Below are 26,748 nucleotides of genomic sequence, written 5' to 3'. Positions count from 1 at the left end.
TCGGATAGTTACCGCTATCAAAAACTATCCTGCCGTTTGACAGGGACACGGTTTTGTTGAATGCTGCGCTCGCGTCCGGGGGGGACGCTAGATTGAAAATATCAGAATCGCGCGAAACCGTATTTTTATTGCGGATTGCGTTTCCGAGGTCACTCGTCCCATTTTTGCAGTGAGCTTTGGACAAGAACAGGTACGGCATAAAAATGAACATCCTGCTAGCAGACGATCACGATCTCGTTAGAGACGGGATCACTTCCTTCCTAAAACTCGCAGCGCCGGAAGTTGAAGTCGCGCAGGCGAAAGACTTCGCAGAAGCACTTTCCGTCGTGGACGGAGAAGGCAATGTCGATCTGACAATCCTTGATTTGAACATGCCTGGCATGAATGGATTGTCCGGTTTGACCGTCATGCGCCAGAAGCATCCGGAAATTCCTGTGGTCATTCTTTCTGGCTCTGTCAAACGCAGTGACGTTCTCAATGCGCTCGAACATGGTGCTTCGGGCTATCTGCCCAAAACACTTTCGGGCAAGTCACTGATCAACGCGTTGCGTTTGATCCTGTCTGGTGAGAAATACATTCCGTCGGCATTGCTTGAAGACGATGGCACACAAATGCGCCCTGGCGAGATTGATCTTGATGGTCTCGCTCCCGACAATCCCTTGCGGCAGCTTACAAACCGTGAGCGCGAAGTCCTTGGCCTGTTGACCAAGGGACTGTCGAACAAGGAAATCGCCAAACAGCTGACGGTTCGCGAAATCACCGTGAAAGTGCATCTGACAGGCATCTTCAAGAAGCTTGGCGCGGCCAACCGCACGCAAGCAGTCAAAATTGCCATGCAGTTGGGGTGGGAAGCCTGATCTCTGGCAAAAGTATTGAACCAGTTTACGAAGAAAGCCCGGCATCAAGCCGGGCTTTCTATTTTTCACAGTGTATCATTGGCTTAGGCCAAACGCGCAATGGCACCTTAACTAAGCCGCCACCACTTCACACAGTTCGTCAAGCGTTCCCAAAAGCTCCTTAAGGTTCAGTGGCTTTGACATCACCATGACCGGTGCGTCTGTGCCCTCTTCATCTTCTACAGGCTTTTCTGCGTCTCCTGGGTGTCCCGTCATGACAATGACGGGCAATGACGGATTACGTTCACGCAACTCCTTTACGAGTGTATTGCCGTCCATTTGAGGCATGCGAATGTCTGTAATCAGGATATCGGGCGGGACAATGCCCGCAATCGCCAGCGCGTCTTCACCATCGCTTGCTGCGGACACATTAAAGCCCTGTGCTTCGAGATATCCCGAAATGATTTCCATTGCATCGAGTTCGTCATCAACCACGAGAACGCGTATGTTTCCACGTGCCGCCGCATTTGCTGGGGTTTTGGACAACCAGTCTTCATCAGGCATATCATCGGCAAGGTCTTCATCCTCCGTCAGGACGATCTCGGCAAGCGGAAGGGTTATCTCAAAACATGCCCCGTCACCCTCGTTTCGCACATCAATACGTCCGCCCATGGCTTCGACGATGCCAAAACTTACCGAAAGTCCAAGACCCGTCCCCTTGCCCACGTCCTTGGTCGTGAAGAACGGATGGAACAAGAGATCAATTGCAGCTTCGGGAACCCCACCGCCATTGTCGTTAACGGCTAGCCTCAGCGTTTTTCCAGTCTCGTCCACCATTGCACTTACCCGGATCAACCCGCCAATGCTTCCGGCATCATCACCATTTTCATTGATGGCATCACGTGCATTGCTCAGCATATTGACCAGAACTTGCTCCAACTGAACCTGGCGACCATTTACAAAGCAGCGTTGGCGCGGCGGCACAACATCAATGGCAATGCCCGACAAGCGGCAATCATGCTCGACCATGTCCACCGCGCGTTCGACTGCATTCATGACGTCAAAAGGTGCAAAGTCATCATCGTCCGGTCGGCTGTAAATTTGCAGATGCTTGATGATTTCGGACATCCGCTCTGTCTGAGAACTGATTAGCGACAGTCTTTCGCGCTGGAAGGCCGGTTTCACCGCATCCAGATCATATTGCAAGGCACAGGTGTCTGCGGCCATCCGGATGACGTTAAGCGGCTGGTTCATTTCGTGCGCCACGGACGCGGCCATTTCGCCAAGCGTTGCCAATTTGGAGGTCTGCACGAGTTGGCGCTCAACTTTACGCTTTTCAGTAACGTCCTCCGCCAGCATCAGCATCGCCGGTAAACCTTCATGGGTGAAGGCGATGGCCGAGACTTCCAACTCGACATTCTCACCTTCCGGGCGCTGGCAAATAATCGTGAAATCCGCACGCCCCGGATAACCGTTGCGGTAGCGCGAGATATATTCTTCGAGTGTCTCTCGGCTTGAGGGATGCACCATTTCCATAAAGGACCGACCGACCAGCGCATCACTGTCGCCCGCACCCAGTATGGTCACGCCCTGCTGGTTCATATAGACGATCTCATCCCCGCTCAGGACAGAGATCAGCTCGGGCGCAAGCTCAACCAGCTTGCGGTAGCGTTCTTCGCTTTCTTTTAGCGCACGCTCGGCGCGTGAACGTTCAATCGCATAGCGGATCGAACGGCGAATCGTACGACCATCAGGAAATTCCTTGGTCAGATAGTCTTCGGCACCATGTTGAAGAGCTTCAAACGCAAGTTCTTCGTCTTTGTGACCCGTAAGAACGACAACAGGTGCCGGGTTGGCACAGCTGCGCACACGGCTGATGGTTTCCACGCCAGATGAGTCGGGTAAAGTCAGATCCAGCAAAATGACGTCAAACGCAGCCTCGGCACCATCGTCGTTCAAAACCGCCATCGCAGACGCAAGATCGCTTCGATGTTCGATATCAAACGGTTCACCGGTTTCCTCCAAAAGCGTGCGCACCAGAAACGCATCCCCCGGATTATCTTCAACAAGAAGAATTCGGAACCGTTGTTCAGGCATTACATTCATTTCCAACTATCAGAGACACGGGTTTTCGGCCTGTTTGGCGCCGGTCGAAAACCCGTTGATTCTGTATGGTTTTGCAGATGTTAGCAATCCTGCACATCAACAAGCAGACGTCCCTGTACCTGACCTTTCAGGATCTTTTCGCCCCACGGCAGGATATCAGAGAGTGCAATTTTGGTGGTTGCGGCTTCCAGCTGATCTTTCGGCAATTCTTGTGCAAGCCGTTGCCATGCACGAACACGCTTCTCATAGGGGCACATCACCGAATCAATCCCGATCAGTTTCACACCGCGCAACAGGAACGGTATTACCGTTCCGGGCAGGTCAGGGCCACCAGCAAGCCCGCAGGCCGCGACAACGCCATGATACTTCATTTCGGAAAGAACGTGGGCAAGCGTGGTGCTGCCAACACTATCTATTGCCCCAATCCAACGTTCGGCCAGAAGCGGCTTGCTGGTATCGGTAAGCTCATTGCGGTCAACAATAGTGCTGGCTCCGAGATCGCGAAGATACTGATGCGTTTCCGCACGCCCTGTCGAGGCGGCAACCCGATAACCAAGCGATGAAAGGATAGAAACAGCGACCGATCCAACGCCACCAGCGGCCCCGGTCACAAGCACCTCTCCGTCCTGGTCTTTTGAAACGCCCTGCTCTTCAAGCGCCATAACGGCAAGCATCGCGGTAAACCCGGCTGTTCCAATCGCCATCGCCTGTGATGCTTCAAGCCCATCCGGCAACGGGACAAGCCAGTCTGCCTTGACGCGCGCAAGCTGGCCGTATCCGCCCCAATGCGCCTCTCCGACCCGCCAACCCGTAAGAACAACATTGTCGCCGGGCTTGTAACGGTCATCGGTCGATGAAACGACTTCGCCAGAAAAATCAATGCCAGGAACATGTGGGTAATTTCTTACAAGCCGCCCCAAACCGTTCAGGACCATGCCATCCTTGTAGTTGAGGGTCGACCATTTGACCCGAACCAGAACCTCGCCGTCAGGCAAGTCATCTGTGGTCAGGTTCTTGAACTCTGCTGAGACGCCTTTTTCTTTCTGGTTAAGCACCAGTGCGCGGAATGGTTCAGTCATGGGGTCCTCCCGATCTATTCGATTTCTGGATCAAGAGTATGGGGTGCTGTTGATTACGTCAAACCCGGACGTGCCTTCCAGACAAATACAGGCATTCAATCAAGGACAGGACCGTGCGCCGGCTCAAATGCAGCATTTCCTCCACCCATCAGGGCAATCAGAATCACGGCAACCGCCAGAATGCTAAGATAAACAAACAGCCTTCGAGACGTATTCGCGCTTTCGGGGTTATTCGGCACAACGTCGCCTTGCACCTCGACCGGTAGGCTGCGATAGGACAACCAACCCAGCAAAGGAACAATCACAAGATCATCCAACCAACCGAGGCCGACGATAAGATCGGGCAACAAATCAACCGGACTGATCAAGTAGACCAGTCCAGCAAGAAGCAAAAGTTTGGATTTCAATGCAACATCCTTGCGCAACAGGGTGCGCAACAAATTTGGGATGATCATCCAGACTGATGCATTTTTCACAGTATTGTTCCGTCTTAACGATGCAGTGGCGTGACATGAGCCGTATAGGCAACCCGCATCGCCTGTGCGAACTGCTCACGCTCATTGGCGGCATATCGCGGCTCTGCAATGTTTTCACCCAGTGAGGTGCACTTTCCCGCACATTTTGCGCGAACAGCCGATGGTAGTTTAAACTCATATGTTGCGCCCAAAGCAGCAGCCCCCTTCAAGGGCATCGCTTGGATCGATCGCGCATGCAAATTACTTGGCGGCACCGTCATCCATGCCAGACCCAATGCAAAACCAAGAACAGCCAGCATTGCCAGTTTATCAAGATACAGCATTTTAACGTCCCAACAGCATTTCTGTTAATTGTTGTTCGCAATTAAGAAAGGCCGAAGGGAGCGTTTTGTTCCCGCAGAAGTTAATAGGCGTTAACTTTTCAGACGCCTTCGAGTGTCTCGAACACATCGCCCCCCGGCGCATGGCCCAGAACATTTGCCTGATGCCACAGCGCATAGAACAGCAAATGCCAACAGGCCGCACCTTCGCGTTTGCCTGGGGTATTGAACAGCTTCTCGACACGCTCAGAGTCGGCGATTTCAACAATGCCAGCCTGTCGGGCGACCAAGGGACCAAGCTGTTGGCCTCGTCCTGATATCCACTCCGCGACAGGCACCGTGAAACCTCGTTTTTTGGCAAATGGTTCCGCCATTGGCAGGCAGCGTTCCAACCATTTACGCAACAGGAACTTGCCAACACCCTTCCTGACCTTGAGACGGTCGGGGAGTTGATAGGCGAACTCTGCCACAACGGGATCGAGGAAAGGCGTCCGCCCTTCCAATCCATGCGCCATCAGCATGCGGTCGAGTTTTAGGAGTAAATCATTTGGCAGCCAGTCAGAACAATCAACGGCCTGCGCGACCGAAAGGCGTGAACGTTTCCCACGATTTTCACGACTTTCCGAAGCAGCGATCCCATCACGCCAACCGTCGAGAACACCTGGACGCAATACATCAATCTTGTCAAATGTCCCCTTGGAGCGCATCACACGGCCACCAAGCAACAAGGGTCGCATGACCGAACGATAGCGGCCATAGCCGCCAAACAATTCGTCACCACCTTCGCCGGACAACACGACCTTGAAATCGCGTGCAGCTTCCTTGGCAAGTTTGTAGGTCGGCAAAATCGCATAATCCGCCGCCGGATCATCCATGCGTGATGCGACCTCGGGCAACAGCGTCCAGAAGTCCTTTTCAGAGAACATCACTTCGACATGATTTGCGTTGCATGCCTTGGCGACATCACGTGCAAGTTCGCGCTCGTCGTGGACGCTACCAGCCTCAAACGCCGCCGTATAAGCCGTTACCGGCCTTTCATTCAGGCGGTGCATCATGCCAAGCAAGGATGCGCTATCAACCCCGCCCGACAGGAACATGGCGTAGTCAACATCGGACCTCTGATGCAAACGAACTGTTTCTTCAAACACCCGGTCCCACTCGTACAGGGCATTGTCCAGACTGCGGCCAACAGCGGCGCTGTCACTCAACACCTGACGACGGCGACGATCAACGATACGTCCGTTCTTCAAGACGATGGTTTCGCCCGGCTGCAATCGCTTGATCCCATCAAGGATCATTGATGATCCAGTGGTGAATTGAACTTGAAGAAGCTCTGAACGGGCATCCTCGCGCACTTCCCGGCCAACAAGGCCCGCAGCGACCAACGCCTGCGCCTCGGACGCGAAGGCAAAATATTCTGGGGTTTCGACGTAATAAACCTGCTTGATTCCGAACGGATCGCGGCACAGCACCACCTGATTGTCGATCACGTCATGGATTGCAAAGGCATACATGCCGCGCAATTGATCAAATCCACCAACACCGTCGCGCGCGAAAACACGCAGGGCCGTTTCGCAATCAGAATGGGTTTTGAACCCCTCTTCGCCGAGATCTTTTCTAAGTTCGAGGTAATTATAGATCTCGCCATTGGCGATCAGGGCACTGCCATTTTCATGATAAAGTGGCTGATCACCGGTGTTCAGATCGATAATAGCAAGCCGGGTCTGAACAAATCCGACAGGCCCTTTGACATAACACCCATCGCCATCCGGCCCACGATGCGCAATTGCATCACGCAGACGGTCCAGTATTTCGGGGTCAAGGGTTTGCTTGTCCTTGGCGATATAACCGGCAATTCCGCACATTAAGATGCCACCTCGTCAAAGAAAGCCTTGTACCTTCCAACCACAACTTCCTCAGTAAAGTCTGCTTCAAATGCGGCGCGACCATTTGCCAAAAGTTTGCTTGAAAGTGCCTTGTCATCAAGCACCGTGCGCAAATCAGACGCCAATGCAGAAACGTCTTCAAGCGGCGATAGTAATCCACTTTCTCCAGGCTCAATCAACTGAACAGGCCCCTGACTGGCCTGTGCAACGACTGGCTTACCATGCGCCCACGCCTCAATCACCATATTGCCAAGTGGCTCGTGTCGAGAAGATGCGCAAAAAACGTCACAAGTCGCAAACAGATTGGCCACATCCCTCCGCCATCCCAACAACCTTACACGATCCGCAACACCGCATTCACCAGACAGCCTCAACAGATCTTCCCTGAGGTCGCCAGCACCCGCAATCCAAAGGTAAGCACTTGGTACATCGACCAAAGCCCGGATCAATGTATCGAAGCCCTTGTTTTCATGCAGGCGACCCAGACCAAGAATTAGTGGTACATCGTTTGGGGTGTTGAATTCGGACCGATCAATCGGAGTGCCAGGTTTTGCGTCTACAAAGTTCGGCAGATAGTGGGTGCGATCCTTTGGCCAGCCCTCTCGAACCAGATAATCACAAATATCGCGCGTATTGCCGATCAGGTGATCACAATCACTGAAATTCTTGAGCTTGTAATAGCCGCCAAGCCGGGCAACCTTGGTGAAATTACCAGATGGTGTCATTCGGCTGGCACGGTTCATCCAACTCAGAACGATTTTTGGTCTATGCTTTCTGATCTGCTGACGCAAAGCCCAAGGTGTTCGGAAATCAAGTCTTCCGCCAAAAGGCAATTCATCAAATGAGACACCATTTTCGGCAAGAACCGCATTTCGCCCTTCATTTGCTCGGACAACGCAATGCTGATCAATCCCGGCGCGCTGAAAGCCGCATGCCAGACGCACAAAGAACTCCTCCGCGCCGCCGAAAGGGCTTCCGGCCATGGTTTGCAGCAGCATGGTCATCAGCAGTTCTCCGGCACATGTAAGTTACTCATCGTCATAGCGTGCCTTGAGGTACGACACCATCGGGAACAATGCAGCCAGCAACGCAATCAGAAAGCCCAATCCACCTTCCTTGTATCCCTTGCGGGAGACAAAGCAACGCCAAAAGCGTGAGATGATGCGTCGGAAGTTATGTGCAAAACTTCCAATCTTGCCCGCCGCACGCAGATCGTTGGCGCGCGCGCTGGTGTAACTGTCAAACCGGCGAATCATATCGGAGATGTTGCGGTCCACAAAATGAACCAAGGCACCTTCAAGCCTAGGGCCTTTTTTACCAGTCAGTTCGAAGGAAGGATGGACCCGTTCGTTCCCCCAATGCTTGCGGCCTCTGCGATAAAGCCGCCAAACAGCCGACGTTCCAAAAGAAGCCCCCCATCCGTGACGAACAAGACGCTTTCCGACATAATTGTCGACCGGTATCAAGTAAGAGTCGAACTCATCAGACAGAACGGCTTCGGGAATCGCTGCTGCAAGCTCTGCATTTACATGCTCGTCTGCATCAAGCTCGAATATCCAGTCACCCGTTGCCTCTGCAATAGCGCGGTTGCGACGCTCACCTTCGATGTCCCAACTTCCCAAAACGGTCTTTGCGCCAAAGCTCTTGGCGATGTCTTCGGTTTTGTCTGTACATTTGTCACAGATGACCACGATTTCATCTGCGAAGGATAACTTATCGAGGCATGAAGGAAGTCTTTCCTCCTCGTTATGGGCACAGATTACAACGGAGATGCGCGGTTTTTTGTCACTCATAGCCAGTTTCCTGCAAGCGATAGTCTTTAAGAAGTTGAACTGCCGCTGCGACAACTTTCGCTACCGACAAAGTTTCCATCAAATTCTCTTTAGACAAGTAACTTTCGCGGTTTGCCATGATTTTATCAAACGACCAATCCGTACGCACCGCCCTTCCCCATCTCGAGTAAGGGCCGTAATGCTCCTCACGGGATGGGCCAAAAAGCCCGAGTGTAGGTCGCGCAGACGCCGCCGCCATATGCATCAACCCGGAATCATTGCCGATATAGAGATCTGCCTTTTTAATACAGGCCATAACGGTCAGAAGATGCTCTGTCCCAAATATCTCTACACGTCTCTCTAAGGGGATGCTCTCGATAACAGGCAAGGATGTATCACGCTCATTCGGTGCGCCGACAAGAAGCACACGAGCATTTTCAAGCACAGCGCCTGACTTGGTCAATTCCCCTATTGTTTTCTCAAAGCGTTCGGGATGCCAAGTCTTGCCAACCCAATTCGCAGAAGGTCCGACAGCCAACAACGCCCTACCATCATCCGGGATAAGGGTCTGAGCACGTGCCTCATCCTCCGGGCGGGTCCATATCATTGGCAATGGAGCCGGCTCAACACCGATCAGTTTTCCAAGTTGCGCGACACGGTGCAAATCATCATCATTTCCCGGCAAAACCACCCTTTTTCGCCCCAGCAAAACATAAGCTGTCGCACTGCCGCGCAAATCAACAATGATGTCCCACCAGTTCATGACAACTGATTTCCAAAGTTTCCACCAATGGCCGCCGCGCTTTTGCTTTGGCATTTTGATGATGCGTTCGAGGTTCGGAACACCTTCAAAAATTGGGGCTGCAACCGGCCCGCAGGCCACCGTCACACGGATACCCGGATAGCTTTCGACATAATGGCGCAGCACCGATGTTGAAAGCACCGCATCGCCCAAGCGGTTTGAGGTAATGAACAGCAGGCGCACGGGTTACAGTTTCTCCAGCTCACCAGCGACATGAATCCATTCGCGGCGATCATTGCGTGCGGCTTCGGATTGGCTGGCAAAGAACGACCGATCGGTCAGAAGCTGGGACGTGATATTCCCGAACGCGGCCTCATCAGGAACGATGTAGCCCGTCTTGCCATCCTCTACCCGGTTTTTGGCAATACCGCCATAGGACACAACCGGCGTTGCTGCGCCCAACGCATCGACGATCCATTGCCCGACATGATCCGTGCCGTACTTGCCGTGATGCAGGAACGCACGGGCATTGGCAACGGTTTCGGCCATATCGGCTTCGGGTTTGGGATGATGGACCCGAACCCCCTTGTCGATGGCAGATCGGACCATATCAAGCAGGTCGTCCGACACACTGTCATTTTCACCTGCCATGGCGCTGAACAGGTCATAAGCGTAGACTTCAAGGATCGCATTCGGCGCCTTGGGCGCGACATAGGTTTCCCAAATGCGAATGATCTGGGCAATTCCGGTCGAACTGTTGGCAACGGTGACGGCCAATTCATCGCGCGATTCAAACGCCCAGTGCATGTTCGATGCCATGACAAAGGATGTTGTTGCACCTGGCTTGACCACCATCGGCTTTTTGGCAAGTTCGGCATCAAAGGCATTTGCCTGCGCATCATCGGTAAAGATGACCTGAACTTTCTTTTCCTGCAGAACCAAACGTACATCATCGGCATTCAGCCGCGCCGGATCACCATCAAACCACAATGCCACGGTTGCACCATCTGGTACCGAGACGTGGCTTAGCAATGCCGGATCGCGCCAGACAATCACGGTATTGACCGCATCGCCACCGAACGGCGGCAATTCGGCATCAAGCTGTCGCCAGGCAACACCGTGCATGTCCTTGTCGATGCCGCCATTGCGGCGCGCCTCGACCTTGTGACCACGGGCAACAAGGGACTCTGCCAACGCAATGAAAGCACGCTGACATGTTCCGAGCGGACGGGCTTCGCGATCCTTTGGATCAAAGCCGATAGACTGATCAAGCATCAAGATTTTCATAAGTTTGGTTCTATCCGTTCGACGGCGTTTTATGAAGGGTTTTCTTATAACTTACATGGCCTTTATCCGCACAGACAGGTCTTGCGAAAATTCGACTATTGCCCCACATTTCGCCCAACAATTCCGATTTACCGGAGCCATAAATATCATGAGTGAGACTTTCTATGCCCTTTTACCGGATCGCGCGGTGATCCGTGTCAGCGGCCCGGACCGGGTCAGCTTCCTGCAAGGGCTGGTATCAAACAATATCGAAACCATATCGGCCGAGAAATCGGGTTATGGCGCGCTTTTGACGCCACAGGGCAAATTCCTGTTTGATTTCTTTGTCTATCACCAGGATGAAGACAGCCTGCTGATTGAATGCGAGCGCGGCGAAAATGGCGCGCGTGCGGCCGACCTGTTCAAAAAGCTTCGTATGTATAAACTACGCGCGAAGGCAGAACTGACCGATGTCAGCGACAGTTATGAGGTCATAGCCGTCTTTGGCAAGGATGCCCTTTCCTCCCTGTCACTGGATGCAACACCCGGCGCAACCGCACACATGGCCGATGGCATCAAGGCAGTTGACCCCCGCCTTGCCGCGATGGGGGCGCGCGTCCTTCTGCCCAAAAATGCGCTTGCCGAAATGGCCGCAATAGGTGCGCAGGAAAGTGATGTGGAAACCTATCACCAGATGCGTGTTTCGCTTGGCGTCCCCAATGGCAGTGAAGAACTGGAAGTCGAAAAATCCATCCTGCTTGAAAGCGGCTTTGAAGAGCTTGGCGGTATCGATTTCAAAAAGGGCTGCTATATGGGTCAGGAGCTTACAGCCCGGACCAAATATCGCGGTTTGGTGCGCAAGCGCCTGTTACCTGTCAAGTTCGATGGTTCGGCACCAAATGTTGGCGACGCCATCATGAATGGCGACAAAGAAGCCGGGATCATTCGATCTGTCCATGGTGACGTTGGCTTGGCCTTGATCCGGCTTGAGCGGGTTGAAGACGATGCGGATCTGCGTGCTGGTGATGCCAAGGTCACGGTTTCTGTACCTGATTGGGTTCAGTTGCCGGAAAATGCGGCCTGATTTCGACGCCCAGAACCAAAATTTACGTTTCAAACGGGTTCCGCGCTGCCGGGCCAGTTTTTCGTTAAAACCTGTTGCAACGCACCAACAGTCCCTATGTTAGAAGAAAAGAAAAATTGGGAACTGCGATGAAACTGTGGAACGGGGTCCTTTTTGTCCGGGGCTTGATGGCCGCGCTTTGCGCGCTTGCCATGCTGCCTGCTATTGCCGCGGCACAGCAACGTGCACCCGATTTAAGCGACGTCGCCGTTTCCGACATGTCAATTGCCGAGGCCGAAAAGGAACTGGCCACAATCACCGAGGCCTATAATCGCAAGGGTCACCAGATCAAGCAGATGGCGCTTGGTACACTGCTTCGGTTCTATCCGCAGAAAATTGTTCCGTGTGGCTCAATTGTCACCAATGTGCGCGACTGCATTGGAAATTATTGGCCTGACCTTAAGGACTATCCGGGTCATTTTCTTGGCCCGGAAGAAAAACCGGCACTCAGACCGACAATCGAACAAGCCCGAAAGACCGAGGAAAACTACCTTGATGCGGTTGATCGGTTGAACATGTTGTTGCGTGCTGTACGCTACGAAAGCACGCTTGCGCCCGAAGAACGGTACCGTGCGCAGCTTGATGCCGTGATTGCACATCTTACAGAATTGCGCGAGGCGGAGTATCACGACCGTCTTCTTTATGAAAAGCTCTTCAAGATTGGCGGCATTATCCTGCTGCTTCTGGGGCTGTCGGTTGGCGGCATGCTGGTGATGAAACACCTTGCCCAACGCAACGATCCATCAGCACCATCCGGCAAAAAATAACGGCAACGGGACCTCCCGTTGCCGTCTTTGTCTTCGCTCACAGTTCGATATTACCTGTGACGATTACTTGCCAAGGGCTGCCTGTGCGGCGGCAAGGCGTGCAATCGGCACGCGATAGGGGGAACATGATACGTAATCGAGTCCCTGTGCCTCACAGAAGGCGATTGATGCCGGGTCACCGCCATGCTCACCACAAATACCAAGCTTGATATCAGCGCGCGTTGCACGACCGCGTTCAGCAGCGATACTGACCAGCTCACCAACCCCTTCCTGATCCAGTGACACAAACGGATCACCGGCAAAGATATCCTTGGAGATATAAGTATCAAGGAAGCGCGACGCGTCATCACGTGACAGACCAAAGGTCGTCTGGGTCAGATCGTTGGTGCCAAAGCTGAAGAATTCGGCTTCCTCGGCAATTTCACCGGCCCGAAGGGCAGCACGCGGCAATTCGATCATGGTGCCGACCAGGTATTTCAGTTTGGCACCTTTTTCGTCTTCGACTTCGGCTGCGACCTTGATGATTGCGGCTTTCAGGATTTCAAGCTCCTTCTTGCCGACAATCAGCGGGATCATGATTTCCGGAATGACCGGGTCACCACCGTCTTTTGAAACTTCAATCGCGGCTTCAAAGATCGCGCGCGCCTGCATTTCATAGATTTCCGGATAGCTGATCCCCAAACGACACCCACGGTGTCCCAGCATCGGGTTGGCTTCGGCAAGATCAAGCAAACGGCGCTTGACGACGGCCTCAGACACACCCGCGGCATTAGCCACTTCGGCGATTTCAGCATCCCCGTGGGGCAGGAATTCATGAAGTGGCGGATCAAGCAAACGAATGGTAACCGGCAGTCCGTTCATGATCCGGAACAGATCAATAAAGTCCTGACGCTGATAAGGCAGAAGCTTTGCCAGTGCCGCACGACGGCCCTGCTCGGTTTCCGCCAGGATCATTTCACGCATGGAAATGATGCGTTCCGGATCAAAGAACATGTGCTCAGTCCGGCAAAGACCAATACCTTCGGCCCCAAAACCACGGGCGGTTTCCGCTTCTTCCGGGGTTTCGGCGTTGGTGCGGATTGTAAGGCGGCGCAATGCATCCGCCCATTCCATAAGTTGCGAGAAATCACCTGAAAGATCGGGTTTCAGCGTTGCAACTTCGCCCAACATGACCTCACCAGTGGCGCCATCCAGGGTGATCACGTCCCCTTCCTTAAGGGTGACACCGCCAGACATCATGGTTTTGTTGGCATAGTCGATCTTGACCGCACCAGCACCACAAACACAGGGCGTACCCATGCCACGTGCAACCACGGCAGCGTGGCTGGTCATGCCACCGCGCGACGTAAGGATGCCCTGGGCAGCATGCATGCCCGCGATGTCTTCCGGGCTGGTTTCGATACGCACCAGAACCACCTTGCGCCCCTTGCCAGCCCATTCTTCGGCGACTTCGGCAGAAAAGACGATCTGGCCGGATGCCGCACCGGGTGATGCCGGAAGACCCATGCCGACAACTTTGCGGGCGGCATCGGGATCAAGGGTCGGATGCAACAGCTGGTCAAGCTGTGCGGGGTCAACGCGTCTGATGGCGTCTTCCTTGGAAATCACACCATCGCGGCACATTTCAACCGCGATGCGCAAAGCTGCCTTTGCCGTGCGTTTGCCCGCGCGGGTCTGGAGCATGTATAGCTTGCCGGACTCGACGGTGAATTCCATGTCCTGCATGTCTCGATAATGGGATTCAAGTTTTTCGCGGATATCGCAAAGTTCCTTGAAGACAACCGGCATCGCGGCTTCCATCGAAATCAGGTCCGAACCGGATTCCTGTTTTTCAATTTCGGTCAGCGGGGCCGGTGTGCGAATACCGGCAACCACGTCTTCGCCCTGCGCATTAATCAGGTACTCGCCATAGAACCGGTCTTCGCCGGTCGACGGATTGCGCGAGAAGCAGACACCCGTGGCACAGTCGTCGCCCATATTGCCAAAGACCATGGCCTGCACATTCACCGCCGTGCCCCAGCTGGCCGGGATGTTATGCAAACGGCGATAGGTGTTGGCACGTGCATTCATCCAGCTGCCAAACACGGCACCAATCGCGCCCCAAAGCTGTTCGCGCGGGTCTTGCGGAAACGGTTCGCCGAGTTCGGTTTTGACTTTTTTCTTGAAGGCCTCAACGACTTCGGCCCAGTCATCGGCACTCATGTCGGTATCAAGGGTAACGCCCTTGTCTTCCTTGACGGTCTCAAGGATGTCTTCGAAGTGGTAATGGTCAACACCCAGAACGACGTCGCCATACATCTGAATGAAGCGGCGGTAGCTGTCATAGGCAAAGCGACGGTCACCCGAAACGCTTGCCAGACCTTCGACAGTTTCGTCATTGAGACCAAGGTTCAAGACCGTATCCATCATGCCCGGCATAGAGGCACGGGCGCCGGATCGCACGGAAACCAGAAGCGGGTCATTGGCGTTGCCGAATGTGCGGCCGACGATTTTCTCAACGGCAGCGAGGGCACTTTCGACCTCGGCATTCAGACCATCCGGGTAGGCACGGTCATTGTCATAAAACGCCGTGCACACTTCGGTTGTAATGGTAAAGCCGGGCGGGACAGGAAGTCCGAGGTTGCTCATCTCGGCAAGGTTCGCACCCTTGCCGCCCAGAAGTTCACGCATATCCGAACGGCCTTCGGCACTACCGCCACCGAAACCGTAAACCCATTTGGTCATCTTGCCTTTTCCTCATCTGATCGAGGCCCCGATGGGCCTCCCCGGATGGGGAAAGCCCCGCAACCTTGACCTGTTTTATGATTCGATCTTCGAGAAGTCGGCAATATCGTGCAATGCCGTCCGGATCTGCGCCAACAGCTTCAAGCGGTTGGCACGTTCGTCGGCATTGTCACTATTGACCGTGACCTTTTCGAAGAATGCATCGACCGGTTCACGCAAGCGCGCGAATTCGGTCATTGCCGCGGCATAGTCCTCGTCACGGAGTAGTGGCAAGGCCTTATGCCGGACATCAATGAGCGCCTCATACAGCTTGCGTTCTTCTTCCAGGCTCAGAAGATCCGCGGAGACGTCCGCGTCATAGGACATATCGTCCTTTTTCTCTTCGATGCGCAGAATGCTAGACGCACGCTTGTATCCGGCCATCAGGTTGACGCCGCTTTCACCGGAGACAAAATCGGAAAGCGCTTCAACACGGGCCAACAGGCGGACAAGATCGTCCTCGCCATCCAGTGCAAACACGGCCGACACCAGATCATGGCGGACACCCTGTTCACGCAGATGGACTTTGAGACGGTCGGCAAAGAAGACCAGAAGGTCTTCGACCGCCCCGTCACGACGAATATCTGCCGGGTACTGGGAAACCGCAAAGGCAAAGATACGCCCAAGCGGCAAACGCAAACCGTTTTCCAGAACCAGACGAATGATACCCAATGCCGCACGACGCAATGCAAACGGGTCTTTTGAACCGGTCGGCTTTTCATCGATCGCAAAGAACCCGGCAAGGGTATCAAGTTTCTCAGCCAGTGCCAGCGCAACTGAAACCGGTGCGGTCGGGCACATGTCCGACGGACCAGCAGGTGCATAATGCTCGGCAATGGCATTGGCGACTTCCGGGGCTTCGCCGTCATTTTCGGCGTAGTATTTCCCCATCAGTCCCTGCAGTTCGGTGAATTCAAACACCATCTGCGATACCAGATCGGCCTTGCCGATTTCGGCTGCGCGGTCGGCAAGTTTGACATCACAATCCGGAATTTCTGCTGATACTTCACGCGCAAGACCGCGCAGACGCAAGACGCGTTCGGCCAGCGACCCCAGCTTGGCGTGGAAGACGATGTTATCAAGTTTCGGCAGACGCGATTGCAGCGTCACTTTCCGGTCCTGATCCCAGAAGAACTTGGCATCATGCAGACGGGCACGCAGAACACGCTCGTTCCCGGCAATGATCTTGGCATTGTTGTCTGCTGTGATCATGTTGGAAACCGTGATGAAGCGCGCGGCAAGTTTGCCGTCCTTGTTTTCGACCACGAAATATTTCTGATGTTCACGCATCGAGGTCTCAAGAACCTCGCGCGGGATGTCCATGAACTCGTCATCGACCTTGCCCATGACCGGCACCGGCCATTCCACCAGACCACAAACTTCTTCAAGAAGGCCGTTGTCTTCCAAAAGCTCAAAGCCTTCGCTTGCGGCAAGTTTCTTGGCACCCTCAAGGATGACCTGCTTGCGCTCTTCACGATCAAGCATGACCTTGGCGCTACGCAGCTTTTCCTTGTACTCAGCAGCATTGGCAACGCTGAATTCTGCCGGGGCAAGGAAACGATGACCGCGCGTGCTATCGCCTGCGGCGACCGGACCATAGCTCACCGGAATAACCTTGCCATCAAACAGGCAGAGAATACGATCCAGCTGACGCACCCAGCGAATTTTCTGATCGGCCCAACGCATTGATTTCGGCCAAGGCAGTTTGTTCATCGCTTCTTCGATGATGTCTTTGATGACATCCGATGCCGCACGGCCTTTCTGTTCAACAATGGCAAACAGGAAGACGCCCTTTGGCGTTTCGCGCTTTTCGCACTGATCAAGCGTCACACCGTTCCCAGCAAGGAAGCCATTGATGGCTTTTTCCGGTGCATTGGCACGCGGACCACGGCGCTCTTCACGCAGGTCGGGCTGCTTTTCCGGCAGACCGTCAACAATCAGGGTCAGGCGACGCGGGGTCACCAGTGCTTCGACCTTGTCAAACGCCAGATCGGCCGACTTCAGGCCATCGGTAACCAGTTTTGAAAGGTCTTGGGCCGCGCGCGCCTGCATGCGGGCCGGGATTTCTTCGGAAAACAGTTCAAGCAGCAATTCGGCCATGACTTATGCCTCCTCTTTCAAATGGCCGCGCGAGCGCAGCCATGCTTCGCAGCAGGATTTCGACATGTCACGAACACGGCCGATATAGGCCGCACGTTCGGTCACGGAAATCACACCGCGCGCATCAAGGAGGTTAAAGAGATGGGACGCCTTCATGGCCTGCTCATACGCCGGCAGGGCCAGACCGCGTTCGATATTCACCGCACATTCGGCTTGGGCATCCTTGAAGTGCTGGAACAGCATTTCGGTGTTGGCGACTTCAAAGTTATAGGTCGACTGTTCTTTTTCATTCTGCAGGAACACATCGCCGTAGCTTACACCTGCGCCGTTATAATCAAGGTCGTAGACGTTCTCGACACCCTGAATGTACATCGCCAGACGTTCCAGACCATAGGTCAGCTCGACCGGGACCGGGTTGCATTCAAAACCACCGACCTGCTGGAAATAGGTGAACTGGGTGACTTCCATGCCATCAAGCCACACTTCCCAGCCAAGGCCCCAGGCACCCAATGTCGGGCTTTCCCAGTCATCCTCGACAAAGCGGATGTCATGGGCCATCGGGTCGATGCCCAGATGTTTGAGCGAGCCAAGATACAGATCCTGCGAATTGGCCGGTGACGGCTTCATCAGCACCTGGAACTGGTAGTAGTGCTGCAGACGGTTGGGGTTCTCGCCATAACGACCATCGGTCGGACGACGGGACGGCTGAACGTAGGCTGCATTCCAGGTTTCCGGGCCCAGCGCGCGCAAGGTTGTCGCGGTGTGGAAGGTACCGGCACCGACTTCCAAGTCATAGGGCTGCAGGATGACACATCCCTGATCAGCCCAATAGCTTTGCAGTCGAAGAATGATTTCCTGGAATGAAGGGGGACGTTGCGACCCGTCGAGCGCCATGGCGCGAACTCTCTATTTCTGTTGTCTATGAATTTATGGCGGCAAGCTACCGCCCTGCCCCCGCGCGGTCAAGAAGGCAAAAGCCCTGAGATGCGCTGAATTTGCAACCCTTGTATCCTGCCGACTGCCACGATGCCGCATTGCAGCAACATAGTTCATGGATAATCGGGAAAAATCCAAGACAAATTCGCGTCGCTGCCCCCAAAGTCGAATATCATCGGGTAGGCGGGTCAGGCAAAGGCTTGAGCGTTAGGCGAGAAGACCTTAACTGTCGCAGCGATGTGCGTTGCCTTCGGCATGGTAAACGCCGCAGTTCGGGCATTTTTCCAGCTCGTGGGCAATCGGCTTGGACTGTTTTTTCTTCTCGTGGCCGGTTTGTTTGGGTTGCTCGTTATTTGACACCTGTTTGCCGCGATTAAACAGTTTGAAGCCCTGCCAGACGACAACGACGACAAGCGCGGTGAATAGGATTTTCGAAAAACTCAGCATATCAGGTCCCAAAGCACGGATTTATCTGCAACATCTGTCACAGTCATCCCGTCCTTATATTGAAGTTCTAACGATTTAGAAACCGGGCAATGCCATTGGATTGCGCAAAAGAACATCTGTTTGCGGCAAATAGGCTCCGTCCTCGTCGTGCAGAACGATCCCCCGCCGCATGGTCAGCGGCGATGCAACGCCTTTGCGCGCAGACACAATAACGCGCAAGGGTGCGTCTGCATCAGCCTTGCTCCAGATCGGATAAACCGTCATATCCCCGGCCCGCCCATGCAAAAGGCCAATGATCCGGTCCAAATGATCGGCGCGATGCACCAGCGTGATGCGCCCCTTTTGCCGCACCATCTTAAGACAAAACGCAATCCAGTCCTTGAGGTCTGCGGTGCCTTCCTGATGGGCCTTGGCCCGGCTTTCGTTGCTGGGCCGCGTGCCCCCGGCATAATAAGGTGGATTGGAAATGACCTGATCAAAGCTTTCAGCCATCAGCGGCAGACGACCATCATTGATATCGCCATGCACCGGCGTCACACGGTCAGCCAGATCGTTTTCCAACACGTTGCGGCAAAACAGAGCATAGAGATCGTCTTGCAACTCAACACCAGTTACCTTGGCCGTTGTCAGGCGGCGGGCAACGCACAGCCCGGCCGAACCAACAGCTGCGCCGACGTCGAGTACCTTTTCATCGCGACGGGAATTGATCGAAACCGATGCCGCCAGCAAAACAGCATCGACCGCCGCCCGATAGCCATCAACTGGCTGCTTGAGCACGACAGACCCACCGAGGAGATAATCATGACTGATCCGCTCTTCGGGGAAATCGGGCACCTTAATGCTTGTCGCTGCACTCACGATCAATTGTCCTGAATATCATTTTGGTCTGATTGAATTGCTACTCGGACGCCACCGCATCCGAAGCATCGCCCTTGGCGTTATGCGCATCTAGTTCGCGCCTGGCAACATCAAGAACGTATTTGGCTCGACTTTCCTCTTCACCATCGACCATCAGACGCCTAGGCAGTGCCCCGATGGATCCCTCGATGATGCTGGCATGATAGTCAAAGATGTGACTGTCGATACCTTCATCAGCCAGAACAGCCTGCGCCCAGCTCAGTTCGATGGGATCGTTACTGCGAAAAAGTTCGATCATCTGCATTTTCCTTCAAACTGTGATCTGGTGAGGGTCAGGACCTATTCATACGTTTTGAAACACGAAGAAATCCAAAAAACGATAATATCTCTATAATGTAGGGTCTTGCAGTGGTGGTTTACAAAACAAGCTGCATAAACCCTGAATTATCTGAGGTTCAAGCAGGACCGTAACCGCATTTGTCCACTTGACCACAACAGCTTGGCCTATCTATGTTGAGGCCGCCTGCTGTTATTTGCAATCTTCGCCCATGCAGGCAGCGAAGATGACATTTGAGAAGTCGGAATACAGCGTGACCAATACCGCACCGCAGCCACAGACCGAGCCAAGCCTTGATTCACTGGTCAACCTTGTTGATGGCGACATGAAGCGCGTCAATCAGGTGATCATCGACAATATGCACAGCGAAGTCGCCCTGATTCCGCAATTGGCCACTCATCTTGTCGCTGCCGGCGGAAAACGCATGCGTCCGATGCTGACACTGGCATCGGCACGGCTTTGTGGTTATGGCGATGGGCCACATGCCGTCGACCTTGCGGCCTGCGTCGAATTTATTCATACCGCAACCCTTCTGCATGATGATGTGGTTGATGAAAGCCAGTTGCGCCGTGGTCAGGCATCGGCCAATGCCCTGTTTGGCAACGAAGCCAGCGTTTTGGTTGGTGATTTCCTGTTTGCCCGTGCTTTCGTCGTCATGGTCAAAACCGGATCGCTGCGCGTTCTTGATATTCTGGCACAGGCATCTGCTGTCATTGCCGAGGGCGAAGTGCTTCAGCTTTCGACCGCCAATGACATGGGCACATCCGAAGAAGCCTATCTCGAAGTCATCACCGCCAAAACCGCGGCCCTGTTTGGCGCGGCATCGCAAATTGGTGCGGTGATTGCCAACCGATCGCCTGAGGACGAAGAAGCGCTTCGTCTTTATGGCATTTATCTTGGTACCGCCTTCCAGCTGATTGACGATGTTCTGGATTATTCCGCCAATCAGGCAGCCCTTGGGAAAACCGTTGGCGATGATTTCCGCGACGGCAAGGTGACGCTTCCAGTGATCATTGCCTATGCCAATGGTGGCGATGAGGAAAAAGCGTTCTGGCGTCGTTGCATGGAAGAACAGGACTTCCAGGATGGCGATCTGGACCGCGCACAGGAACTGATCCGCAAATATAATGCCCTGGATGCATCCATGGACCGAGCCCGTGAGTTCGGCCAGAAGGCGATCGATACCCTGACACGTTTCGAAGATGGCCCCATCAAGGATGCCATGGTCGAGGCTGTCGAGTTCTGTATTTCGCGCCCATATTAACCGATATTCCCTTTGCGCATGCCGGGGTCACTCGGAAACGCACAAAAATATCTTGCGTCGATTGTGATAAACCATTATCACCCGGCTTCGCAGAATGACGGAGCGTAGCTCAGCCTGGTAGAGCACTGTCTTCGGGAGGCAGGGGTCGGAGGTTCGAATCCTCTCGCTCCGACCATCATTCAAAGGCCCTGAAACGGTTATTCGTTTCGGGGCCTTTTGCGTTTCAGGCCTCCAATTGTCGCGCTCTGATCATGATCCCATCAATGATTTTCAATCAGGTCGTCATCCGCCCGGGTCGTGCGCCGACAAAGGGACTTTTTTTAACCCGAAACGACCGGTTTATGCTTGATCCGCGCCGAAAGAAGAGCTAAACCTCCGCCCACTGACGGAGCGTAGCTCAGCCTGGTAGAGCACTGTCTTCGGGAGGCAGGGGTCGGAGGTTCGAATCCTCTCGCTCCGACCATCAGTCGGGCGGTCTTTCTTTGAAAGGCCGCCCGTTTTCATTTTCGCCGGCTTTAAACAACACGTCCGAGTGCAAAATCTGCTGCATCTGCGCTATCGCATGACAACATGACAGTGCAAAGACGCATTCCAACCGCAACCGTCATAACATTCACGAATGACATCGAATCCCATACTTAAATGTAGGGTCATACGGGAATGGATACCTAAATCACGGGTATCATGTGACTTTTTGACCTATAACTTTCGGACAAAATGAAAAAGCGCCAATTGCGCATTCCCGTGCGGAATTCCTGCTTTTGCGCCAGAAAGCAAGTTGCGTTTTTGCGCTGCAATAAAGATATTTTCTTTCGCCAGCGAGGAAACAAACTTGCTCATCCTTGCGAAATACGCTTATGCTTCGCCCTGCAACATAAAAATCGGGGAGAAAACCGCCCAATAATAAAACCAACAGGCGGTGGTCGGCCTCACGTGGTATTACCAATTTCGGACTTCTTAGGGAGGAAGACGAATGACTTTTTCTAAAGTGCTTAAATCGGCAACTTGTGCTGCCGTTATTGCTGCGGCTGCTTTCACTGCAGCCCCGACTGACGCGGATGCCCAAGAGCGCGTTCGCTGGAAAATGGGCTCCACCTATCCGGGCAGCCTGACCCAGCTTGGTACGCTTGGCAAACGCGTAGAAGAAAAGATCGAGCAAGTTTCCGGCGGCAATGTCCGCATCAAGTTCTATGAGCCAGGCGCGCTTGTACCGGCGCTCGAAGTTTTTGATGCCGTTTCGACCGGCTCAATCGATGCTGCCTACTCCACGCCGGGTTACTGGGCAGGCAAGGTTCCGGCACTGCAGCTGTTTGGTGCTGTTCCGTTCGGCCCACAGGCTGGCGAATATCTGGCATGGGTCAAATTTGGCGGTGGCCAGGAAATCTTTGACAAGCTGTATGCCGAACATGGCATCAAGTCGCTGTTCTGTGGTCTGATCGCACCGGAAGCATCGGGTTGGTTCTCCAAGGAAATCAATTCGCCAGAAGACCTCAAAGGTCTGAAAATGCGCTTCTTCGGTCTTGGCGCGAAAGTCATGGAAAAGCTCGGCGTTTCGACCCAGCTTCTGTCGGCTGGCGACATTTACCCGGCGCTTGAGCTTGGCACCATTGATGCCACCGAATTCTCCATGCCGGCAATTGACCTGAAGCTTGGCTTCCATCAGGTTGCCAAATACTACTACTTCCCGGGCTGGCATCAGCAGTCGACCCTGTTCGATCTGATGATGAACAAGGAAAAGTGGGACGCATTGTCCGAGACCCAGCAGGCCCAGATCGAATCAGTATGTAATGACAACCTTGCATATGGTTTCGCAGAAGGCGAAGCGATCCAGTTCAACGCCCTGAAAGAACTTCAGGAAAAAGGCGTTCAGATCAAGAAATGGTCGCCAGAGATGCTTGATGCCATGCGTGGTGCTTGGCAGGAAGTCGCAACCGAGCTTTCGGCTGAAGATGCGAACTTCAAAATGGCTTATGAAAGCCTCCAGAGCTTCCGCGAAGACTACAAGATCTGGAAAGACATCGGTTATCTCGATTAATCCAACAGGTCTGAAAGACTGTTGAGTCAGTCGACAAAAACAAGTCTCGGCAAGGCCGGGTGCTCCGTGCCCCGGCCTTGACCGCGATAAGAAGACCCGGGAGACCTTCTATGGAAGCGCTACTGAAATTTAGTGACGGCATCGACGCCATCGTAACCCGTGTGGGGAAGTGGGCCAGCCTGCTTGCGATACCGTTGATGATGGTCATCCTTTATGACGTGATTCAACGTAAATTCGGCGGTCAGGGATCGATCAAGCTTCAGGAGCTTGAATGGCACCTCCACACTGGCCTGTTTATGTTGTGTTTCGGCTTTGCCTATATTCGCGACTCACATGTCCGTATCGAACTTATTCGCGATAACCTTCGCCCCCGCACCCGCGCGATCGTCGAAATGCTCGGCGGACTTATTTGCGTTTTGCCATTCTGCGCGCTGGTGCTGTATTTCGGATTTGATTTTGTTGTCCGTTCCTTTGAAAACCACGAAGTTTCGGCGGCTACGACCGGCCTGACCCATCGCTGGATCATCAAATCGACCATCCCCATCGGCTTTGGCCTTCTCGCCATGGCGGGGCTTTCGATCTTCCTGAAATGCTTCGTCTATGTTTTTGGCCCGACAAACCTGCACAAGCGTGCCGGGTACTATGTCGGTACCCACCATCTTGAAGACCTTGGCTCAGCCAAGCTCGAAGACTGAGCGGAACGGGGATAATTCCAAATGGGTAACTTCTATATCGAAGACTGGTTTCCGCTGTTCATGTTTGCCTCGCTGGGCATTCTTGTCTTCACGGGACTTCCGGTTGCATTCGTCATTTCCGGCATCGGGATCGCCTTTGGCTTCCTGGGCATGGCGTATGACGTTTTCTCCTTTATCGAATTCTTCAATATCGTTTCTCGCATCTGGGGCGGCATCTCCGAAAACATGGTGATGGTTGCTGTGCCGATGTTCATCTACATGGGTACGATGCTTGAAAAAAGTGGTGTTGCAGAAGATCTTCTGGAATGCCTGAACATGCTCCTGCGCAAGGTGCCGGGTGGTCTGGCCCTGTCGGTAACCTTGATGGGTACCATCATGGCGGCAACCACCGGGATTATCGGCGCATCGGTCGTGATGATGACGCTGCTGGCCCTGCCGGTCATGATGCGCCGCAACTATGACCCGTCGCTTGCCACAGGTACAATTGCCGCCTCGGGTACGCTTGGTATTCTGATCCCGCCATCCATCATGCTGGTTCTGATGTCCGACCTTCTGTCGGTATCGGTCGGCAACCTGTTCCTGGCGGCCATCATCCCTGGCCTGATCCTGGCCAGTCTTTATACCGTTTATATCTTTGTGCGCTGTCAGCTCAATCCGTCACTTGCCCCACCACTCCCCGAAGGCGAAGCAGTTCATGGCAAGGACCTTGTCATGATGGTGGTGCGCAGCTTCCTGCCGCCTGTCTTCCTGATCGTTCTGGTTCTGGGGTCGATCTTTGCCGGTTTCGCCACTCCGACCGAAGCTGCAGGCGTTGGTGCCGTTGGTGCGACCTTCCTTGCACTGGTCAAGGGACGCCTGAAATGGCCGGTCCTTAAGGATGTTTGCGAACGTTCCGCCCTGACAGGGGCAATGCTGTTCTTCCTGTTTGCAGGGGCAACGGTCTTTTCCTATGTGTTCCGTTCGCTTGGTGGCGATGACCTGGTGATTGATCTGGTCGAAGGTGCAGGTCTTGGACCATGGGGCGTCTTGCTCTTGCTGATGCTGATCGTCTTCATCCTTGGCTTCTTCTTTGACTGGGTCGAGATCACCCTGATTGTTCTGCCGATCTTTGCACCGGTCATTGCCCAGCTTGATTTCGGTCATCACCTCGATATCGGTGGCCTTGAAGCAACCGAAGCACAGGTGCTGACATGGTTTGCGGTCCTTGTGGCGGTGAACTTGCAAACAAGCTTCTTAACGCCCCCCTTCGGGTTTGCACTATTCTACCTAAAGGGCGTGGCGCCGAAGTCGATCACCATTCAGCAGATCTACAAGGGCATTATACCCTTCGTGCTTCTGCAGGTCCTGGGCCTGATACTGGTGATGTATTTCCCGGAACTGGCCCTATGGATGCCAAACACGCTTCTTGAATAGCAAGAAGCCAAACAATCGGCAAAAAGGGCGCTGTCAAAGACGGCGCCCTTTTTTTGTATGACACCAACTGCCCAAAAGAAAACCGCCCGATCATCGATCCGGGCGGTTTTGTCTTTGTTTTGAATGCGACGGGACGTTTGATCAGTGATGCATCGCCCGTTCGCCGGGAAGCTGCAACATACGGCCCATCAGGTAATCGACATCGTCTGAGTCGAACTCGACACCGAGGTCCCCGTACTGGGTCAAAACCCGTTCAATCATCCGGCGGGAATAGCGTTCCTTGTCATGCTCTTCGCCATCAAAGGATGTCTCGCGCGCCACTTCGATGGCCGCACGTACACCCGGGAAGAAGTGCTCGGGCATACCGGCCTTATTGTAAATTGCTTCCAGACCAAATGGCCCACTGTCATGGATCAGAATGCGGGTATTGATCAGCGACACACCGGCGCGTTTCGCCAACGCGGCCTCAAAGAAGGATACGTCACCCATGCAAAGGGCACGCAGGATCAACCCACTGGTCAGGCGATTGTTGGTGTAAAGGTGTTCAACAAGCAATTCGACGTCGCGGTCTTCAACCCCGTCGCCGAGCAAGCCAATGGTCGCACTTTCCTGCGACTGGGTCATCACGGCATTAACGATGCCTTCGGGGATGTGTCCACGCGAAATAAGTTGCGAACGCATCCGTTCAGACACCAGCGTCACCATGCGTTCCGCGATCGTGATCGGCAGATGGTTGCGTTCAATCATCGGTTTCTGGATGCGTTCGTTGTCGCCGAAATCATCGACGACCTTTTGCAGGGAAACCTCGCTGATTTCCGCGCCCTGGTTCGACATAAGATCGACCATTACGTCTTCATGGCCGATATCGACCAGCGTTGCCGACACAACTTCGGAAACATGAGCACGCGAGGCAATTGCGCGCTGCTTTTCAACACTGTCTGCATTATCACCAATGATATCGACAAGATCGTCATCATTGAGAACTTCGGAAAATTCAAGAACCGGTAGCGCAACATCATCAACATCGCGCGCCAGTGTTGCGGCAACATCGTGGGGCACCAAAGGTGTCTGTGCGAGGTTCTTGGCAAGCGCCTTGCGCACACGGACTTCCGCGTCCCTGATCATCAGACGGAAAATATCCTCGGCCAGAACACGTTCGCTATCGGTCAGGGTTTCGGTCGTGAATTCACGGCTAATCTTTTCGGCCGTGTCGGCACGGTTTGCCCCGGACGGGTCCTGAACCAGTTTGCTCAGATCTTCTTTGGTGATACGTGGCAATAGATATCTCCTGGCACGCTTCTCACATGGCTGCCAAATTACTGCCCAAGATTATACTTCTGGCAGGGAATCGACAAACATATTTTCCTTAATTGGGGCACAAGGTCCTGATTTTCAACCATCCTATTGGTCGACACGCCACAGGGCTGTCCGCCCCAATAGCTTGACGCATAAATCCAACCACATGCCGCCATAGCGGAAACACAGTATTTCAGCCGTAATTTATTTGCCAGCAATCAAAAGTGGTGA

24 protein-coding genes and 2 tRNA genes are annotated in these 26,748 nt (G+C 53.8%); 9 read left to right on the top strand and 17 right to left on the bottom strand.

Going from position 1 to position 26,748, the window contains the following annotated elements; genetic code table 11:
* The first annotated feature begins 203 nt into the window (after positions 1-203).
* Entirely contained in the window at positions 204-857 is a 654-nt protein-coding gene (locus HED22_RS17510; RefSeq protein ID WP_167724660.1) for a response regulator transcription factor, read from the top strand.
* Between the two features lie 111 nt (positions 858-968).
* Here HED22_RS17510 and HED22_RS17505 read toward each other — a convergent pair whose 3' ends face one another.
* The 9 genes from HED22_RS17505 to HED22_RS17465 all read right to left on the bottom strand — a co-directional run bounded on the left by HED22_RS17505 (position 969) and on the right by HED22_RS17465 (position 10,492).
* The gene (locus HED22_RS17505) at positions 969-2,933 is read right to left on the bottom strand and encodes a response regulator (RefSeq protein WP_167724658.1); all 1,965 of its coding nucleotides are present in this window, start codon (positions 2,931-2,933) and stop codon (positions 969-971) included.
* An 89-nt stretch (positions 2,934-3,022) separates the two neighbouring features.
* A complete protein-coding gene (locus tag HED22_RS17500) occupies positions 3,023-4,021 on the bottom strand; it encodes an MDR family oxidoreductase (RefSeq protein ID WP_167724656.1) in 999 nt (332 codons plus the stop codon).
* Between the two features lie 95 nt (positions 4,022-4,116).
* Entirely contained in the window at positions 4,117-4,497 is a 381-nt protein-coding gene (locus HED22_RS17495) for a DUF1232 domain-containing protein (protein ID WP_368484515.1), read from the bottom strand.
* Positions 4,498-4,511: 14 nt separating this feature from the next.
* Positions 4,512-4,820 (bottom strand): hypothetical protein, encoded by a 309-nt coding sequence (locus HED22_RS17490; protein WP_167724654.1) that lies wholly within the window; start codon positions 4,818-4,820, stop codon positions 4,512-4,514.
* Positions 4,821-4,918: 98 nt separating this feature from the next.
* Positions 4,919-6,682, bottom strand: a complete 1,764-nt coding sequence (gene asnB / locus HED22_RS17485; RefSeq protein ID WP_167724652.1) for an asparagine synthase (glutamine-hydrolyzing) — start codon at positions 6,680-6,682, stop codon at positions 4,919-4,921.
* Complete coding sequence (locus HED22_RS17480) at positions 6,682-7,707, bottom strand: glycosyltransferase (protein ID WP_167724650.1); 1,026 nt, start codon at positions 7,705-7,707, stop codon at positions 6,682-6,684. Before HED22_RS17480 ends, asnB begins: the two co-directional genes overlap by 1 nt.
* 24 nt (positions 7,708-7,731) lie before the next feature.
* Entirely contained in the window at positions 7,732-8,496 is a 765-nt protein-coding gene (locus HED22_RS17475) for a glycosyltransferase family 2 protein (protein WP_167724648.1), read from the bottom strand.
* Complete coding sequence (locus HED22_RS17470) at positions 8,489-9,460, bottom strand: glycosyltransferase family 9 protein (RefSeq protein WP_167724646.1); 972 nt, start codon at positions 9,458-9,460, stop codon at positions 8,489-8,491. The genes HED22_RS17475 and HED22_RS17470 overlap by 8 nt, the downstream gene beginning before the upstream one ends.
* 3 nt (positions 9,461-9,463) lie before the next feature.
* A complete protein-coding gene (locus HED22_RS17465) occupies positions 9,464-10,492 on the bottom strand; it encodes a glycosyltransferase (RefSeq protein WP_254870260.1) in 1,029 nt (342 codons plus the stop codon).
* A gap of 160 nt (positions 10,493-10,652) precedes the next feature.
* Between HED22_RS17465 and HED22_RS17460 the strand changes: the two genes are divergently transcribed.
* Both HED22_RS17460 and HED22_RS17455 read left to right on the top strand, forming a co-directional pair.
* The gene (locus tag HED22_RS17460) at positions 10,653-11,567 is read left to right on the top strand and encodes a folate-binding protein YgfZ (RefSeq protein ID WP_167724642.1); all 915 of its coding nucleotides are present in this window, start codon (positions 10,653-10,655) and stop codon (positions 11,565-11,567) included.
* 128 nt (positions 11,568-11,695) lie between these two features.
* The gene (locus tag HED22_RS17455) at positions 11,696-12,373 is read left to right on the top strand and encodes a hypothetical protein (protein WP_167724640.1); all 678 of its coding nucleotides are present in this window, start codon (positions 11,696-11,698) and stop codon (positions 12,371-12,373) included.
* A gap of 63 nt (positions 12,374-12,436) precedes the next feature.
* Here the strand turns inward: HED22_RS17455 and ppdK are convergent, their stop codons facing one another.
* The 6 genes from ppdK to HED22_RS17425 all read right to left on the bottom strand — a co-directional run bounded on the left by ppdK (position 12,437) and on the right by HED22_RS17425 (position 19,775).
* The gene (gene ppdK, locus HED22_RS17450) at positions 12,437-15,097 is read right to left on the bottom strand and encodes a pyruvate, phosphate dikinase (RefSeq protein WP_167724638.1); all 2,661 of its coding nucleotides are present in this window, start codon (positions 15,095-15,097) and stop codon (positions 12,437-12,439) included.
* A gap of 75 nt (positions 15,098-15,172) precedes the next feature.
* Entirely contained in the window at positions 15,173-17,236 is a 2,064-nt protein-coding gene (glyS, locus tag HED22_RS17445; protein WP_167724636.1) for a glycine--tRNA ligase subunit beta, read from the bottom strand.
* 3 nt (positions 17,237-17,239) lie between these two features.
* Positions 17,240-18,130, bottom strand: coding sequence for a glycine--tRNA ligase subunit alpha (locus HED22_RS17440; protein ID WP_167724633.1), 891 nt, complete (start codon positions 18,128-18,130; stop codon positions 17,240-17,242).
* A 264-nt stretch (positions 18,131-18,394) separates the two neighbouring features.
* Entirely contained in the window at positions 18,395-18,619 is a 225-nt protein-coding gene (locus tag HED22_RS17435) for a hypothetical protein (protein WP_167724631.1), read from the bottom strand.
* Between the two features lie 75 nt (positions 18,620-18,694).
* Positions 18,695-19,477 (bottom strand): tRNA1(Val) (adenine(37)-N6)-methyltransferase, encoded by a 783-nt coding sequence (locus HED22_RS17430; RefSeq protein WP_368484514.1) that lies wholly within the window; start codon positions 19,475-19,477, stop codon positions 18,695-18,697.
* A gap of 40 nt (positions 19,478-19,517) precedes the next feature.
* A complete protein-coding gene (locus HED22_RS17425) occupies positions 19,518-19,775 on the bottom strand; it encodes a DUF2007 domain-containing protein (protein WP_167724629.1) in 258 nt (85 codons plus the stop codon).
* 265 nt (positions 19,776-20,040) lie between these two features.
* Here HED22_RS17425 and HED22_RS17420 point away from each other — a divergent pair, with 265 nt between their 5' ends.
* The 3 genes from HED22_RS17420 (at position 20,041) to HED22_RS17410 (ending at position 21,541) form a co-directional block, all read left to right on the top strand.
* Positions 20,041-21,078 (top strand): polyprenyl synthetase family protein, encoded by a 1,038-nt coding sequence (locus tag HED22_RS17420; protein ID WP_175581296.1) that lies wholly within the window; start codon positions 20,041-20,043, stop codon positions 21,076-21,078.
* A gap of 98 nt (positions 21,079-21,176) precedes the next feature.
* A tRNA-Pro gene (locus HED22_RS17415) sits at positions 21,177-21,253 on the top strand.
* A 211-nt stretch (positions 21,254-21,464) separates the two neighbouring features.
* Positions 21,465-21,541: transfer RNA gene (locus HED22_RS17410), tRNA-Pro, on the top strand.
* 236 nt (positions 21,542-21,777) lie between these two features.
* On the opposite strand, the gene HED22_RS17405 is transcribed toward HED22_RS17410, so the two are convergent.
* Positions 21,778-21,918: a hypothetical protein gene (locus tag HED22_RS17405; protein WP_167724627.1), complete on the bottom strand. Its 141-nt coding sequence runs from the start codon at positions 21,916-21,918 to the stop codon at positions 21,778-21,780.
* A gap of 133 nt (positions 21,919-22,051) precedes the next feature.
* Between HED22_RS17405 and HED22_RS17400 the strand changes: the two genes are divergently transcribed.
* The 3 genes from HED22_RS17400 (at position 22,052) to HED22_RS17390 (ending at position 25,221) form a co-directional block, all read left to right on the top strand.
* A complete protein-coding gene (locus tag HED22_RS17400) occupies positions 22,052-23,113 on the top strand; it encodes a TRAP transporter substrate-binding protein (protein WP_167724625.1) in 1,062 nt (353 codons plus the stop codon).
* Between the two features lie 110 nt (positions 23,114-23,223).
* Entirely contained in the window at positions 23,224-23,808 is a 585-nt protein-coding gene (locus HED22_RS17395) for a TRAP transporter small permease subunit (protein WP_167724623.1), read from the top strand.
* Between the two features lie 21 nt (positions 23,809-23,829).
* The gene (locus HED22_RS17390) at positions 23,830-25,221 is read left to right on the top strand and encodes a TRAP transporter large permease subunit (RefSeq protein WP_167724621.1); all 1,392 of its coding nucleotides are present in this window, start codon (positions 23,830-23,832) and stop codon (positions 25,219-25,221) included.
* Between the two features lie 141 nt (positions 25,222-25,362).
* Here HED22_RS17390 and HED22_RS17385 read toward each other — a convergent pair whose 3' ends face one another.
* The gene (locus tag HED22_RS17385; RefSeq protein ID WP_167724619.1) at positions 25,363-26,499 is read right to left on the bottom strand and encodes a DUF2336 domain-containing protein; all 1,137 of its coding nucleotides are present in this window, start codon (positions 26,497-26,499) and stop codon (positions 25,363-25,365) included.
* Positions 26,500-26,748: the final 249 nt, after the last annotated feature.

The sequence above is a fragment of the Thalassospira sp. HF15 genome (assembly GCF_011806525.1).
Lineage (GTDB): Bacteria > Pseudomonadota > Alphaproteobacteria > Rhodospirillales > Thalassospiraceae > Thalassospira.
Note: the sequence above shows the minus strand (reverse complement) of the source record. Positions and strands in the feature narration are given on the sequence as shown.

Bases quoted from the DNA above. Each gene is read 5' to 3' on its own strand.
- HED22_RS17420 (WP_175581296.1), top strand. From the start codon at position 20,041: ATGACATTTGAGAAGTCGGAATACAGCGTGACCAATACCGCACCGCAG.
- HED22_RS17455 (WP_167724640.1), top strand. From the start codon at position 11,696: ATGAAACTGTGGAACGGGGTCCTTTTTGTCCGGGGCTTGATGGCCGCG.
- HED22_RS17480 (WP_167724650.1), bottom strand. From the start codon at position 7,707: ATGACCATGCTGCTGCAAACCATGGCCGGAAGCCCTTTCGGCGGCGCG.
- HED22_RS17435 (WP_167724631.1), bottom strand. From the start codon at position 18,619: ATGCTGAGTTTTTCGAAAATCCTATTCACCGCGCTTGTCGTCGTTGTC.
- HED22_RS17405 (WP_167724627.1), bottom strand. From the start codon at position 21,918: ATGAGCAAGTTTGTTTCCTCGCTGGCGAAAGAAAATATCTTTATTGCA.
- HED22_RS17500 (WP_167724656.1), bottom strand. From the start codon at position 4,021: ATGACTGAACCATTCCGCGCACTGGTGCTTAACCAGAAAGAAAAAGGC.
- HED22_RS17390 (WP_167724621.1), top strand. From the start codon at position 23,830: ATGGGTAACTTCTATATCGAAGACTGGTTTCCGCTGTTCATGTTTGCC.
- glyS (WP_167724636.1), bottom strand. From the start codon at position 17,236: ATGGCCGAATTGCTGCTTGAACTGTTTTCCGAAGAAATCCCGGCCCGC.
- HED22_RS17490 (WP_167724654.1), bottom strand. From the start codon at position 4,820: ATGCTGTATCTTGATAAACTGGCAATGCTGGCTGTTCTTGGTTTTGCA.
- HED22_RS17475 (WP_167724648.1), bottom strand. From the start codon at position 8,496: ATGAGTGACAAAAAACCGCGCATCTCCGTTGTAATCTGTGCCCATAAC.
- HED22_RS17460 (WP_167724642.1), top strand. From the start codon at position 10,653: ATGAGTGAGACTTTCTATGCCCTTTTACCGGATCGCGCGGTGATCCGT.
- HED22_RS17395 (WP_167724623.1), top strand. From the start codon at position 23,224: ATGGAAGCGCTACTGAAATTTAGTGACGGCATCGACGCCATCGTAACC.
- HED22_RS17505 (WP_167724658.1), bottom strand. From the start codon at position 2,933: ATGCCTGAACAACGGTTCCGAATTCTTCTTGTTGAAGATAATCCGGGG.
- HED22_RS17400 (WP_167724625.1), top strand. From the start codon at position 22,052: ATGACTTTTTCTAAAGTGCTTAAATCGGCAACTTGTGCTGCCGTTATT.
- ppdK (WP_167724638.1), bottom strand. From the start codon at position 15,097: ATGACCAAATGGGTTTACGGTTTCGGTGGCGGTAGTGCCGAAGGCCGT.
- HED22_RS17465 (WP_254870260.1), bottom strand. From the start codon at position 10,492: ATGCTTGATCAGTCTATCGGCTTTGATCCAAAGGATCGCGAAGCCCGT.
- asnB (WP_167724652.1), bottom strand. From the start codon at position 6,682: ATGTGCGGAATTGCCGGTTATATCGCCAAGGACAAGCAAACCCTTGAC.
- HED22_RS17510 (WP_167724660.1), top strand. From the start codon at position 204: ATGAACATCCTGCTAGCAGACGATCACGATCTCGTTAGAGACGGGATC.
- HED22_RS17440 (WP_167724633.1), bottom strand. From the start codon at position 18,130: ATGGCGCTCGACGGGTCGCAACGTCCCCCTTCATTCCAGGAAATCATT.
- HED22_RS17425 (WP_167724629.1), bottom strand. From the start codon at position 19,775: ATGATCGAACTTTTTCGCAGTAACGATCCCATCGAACTGAGCTGGGCG.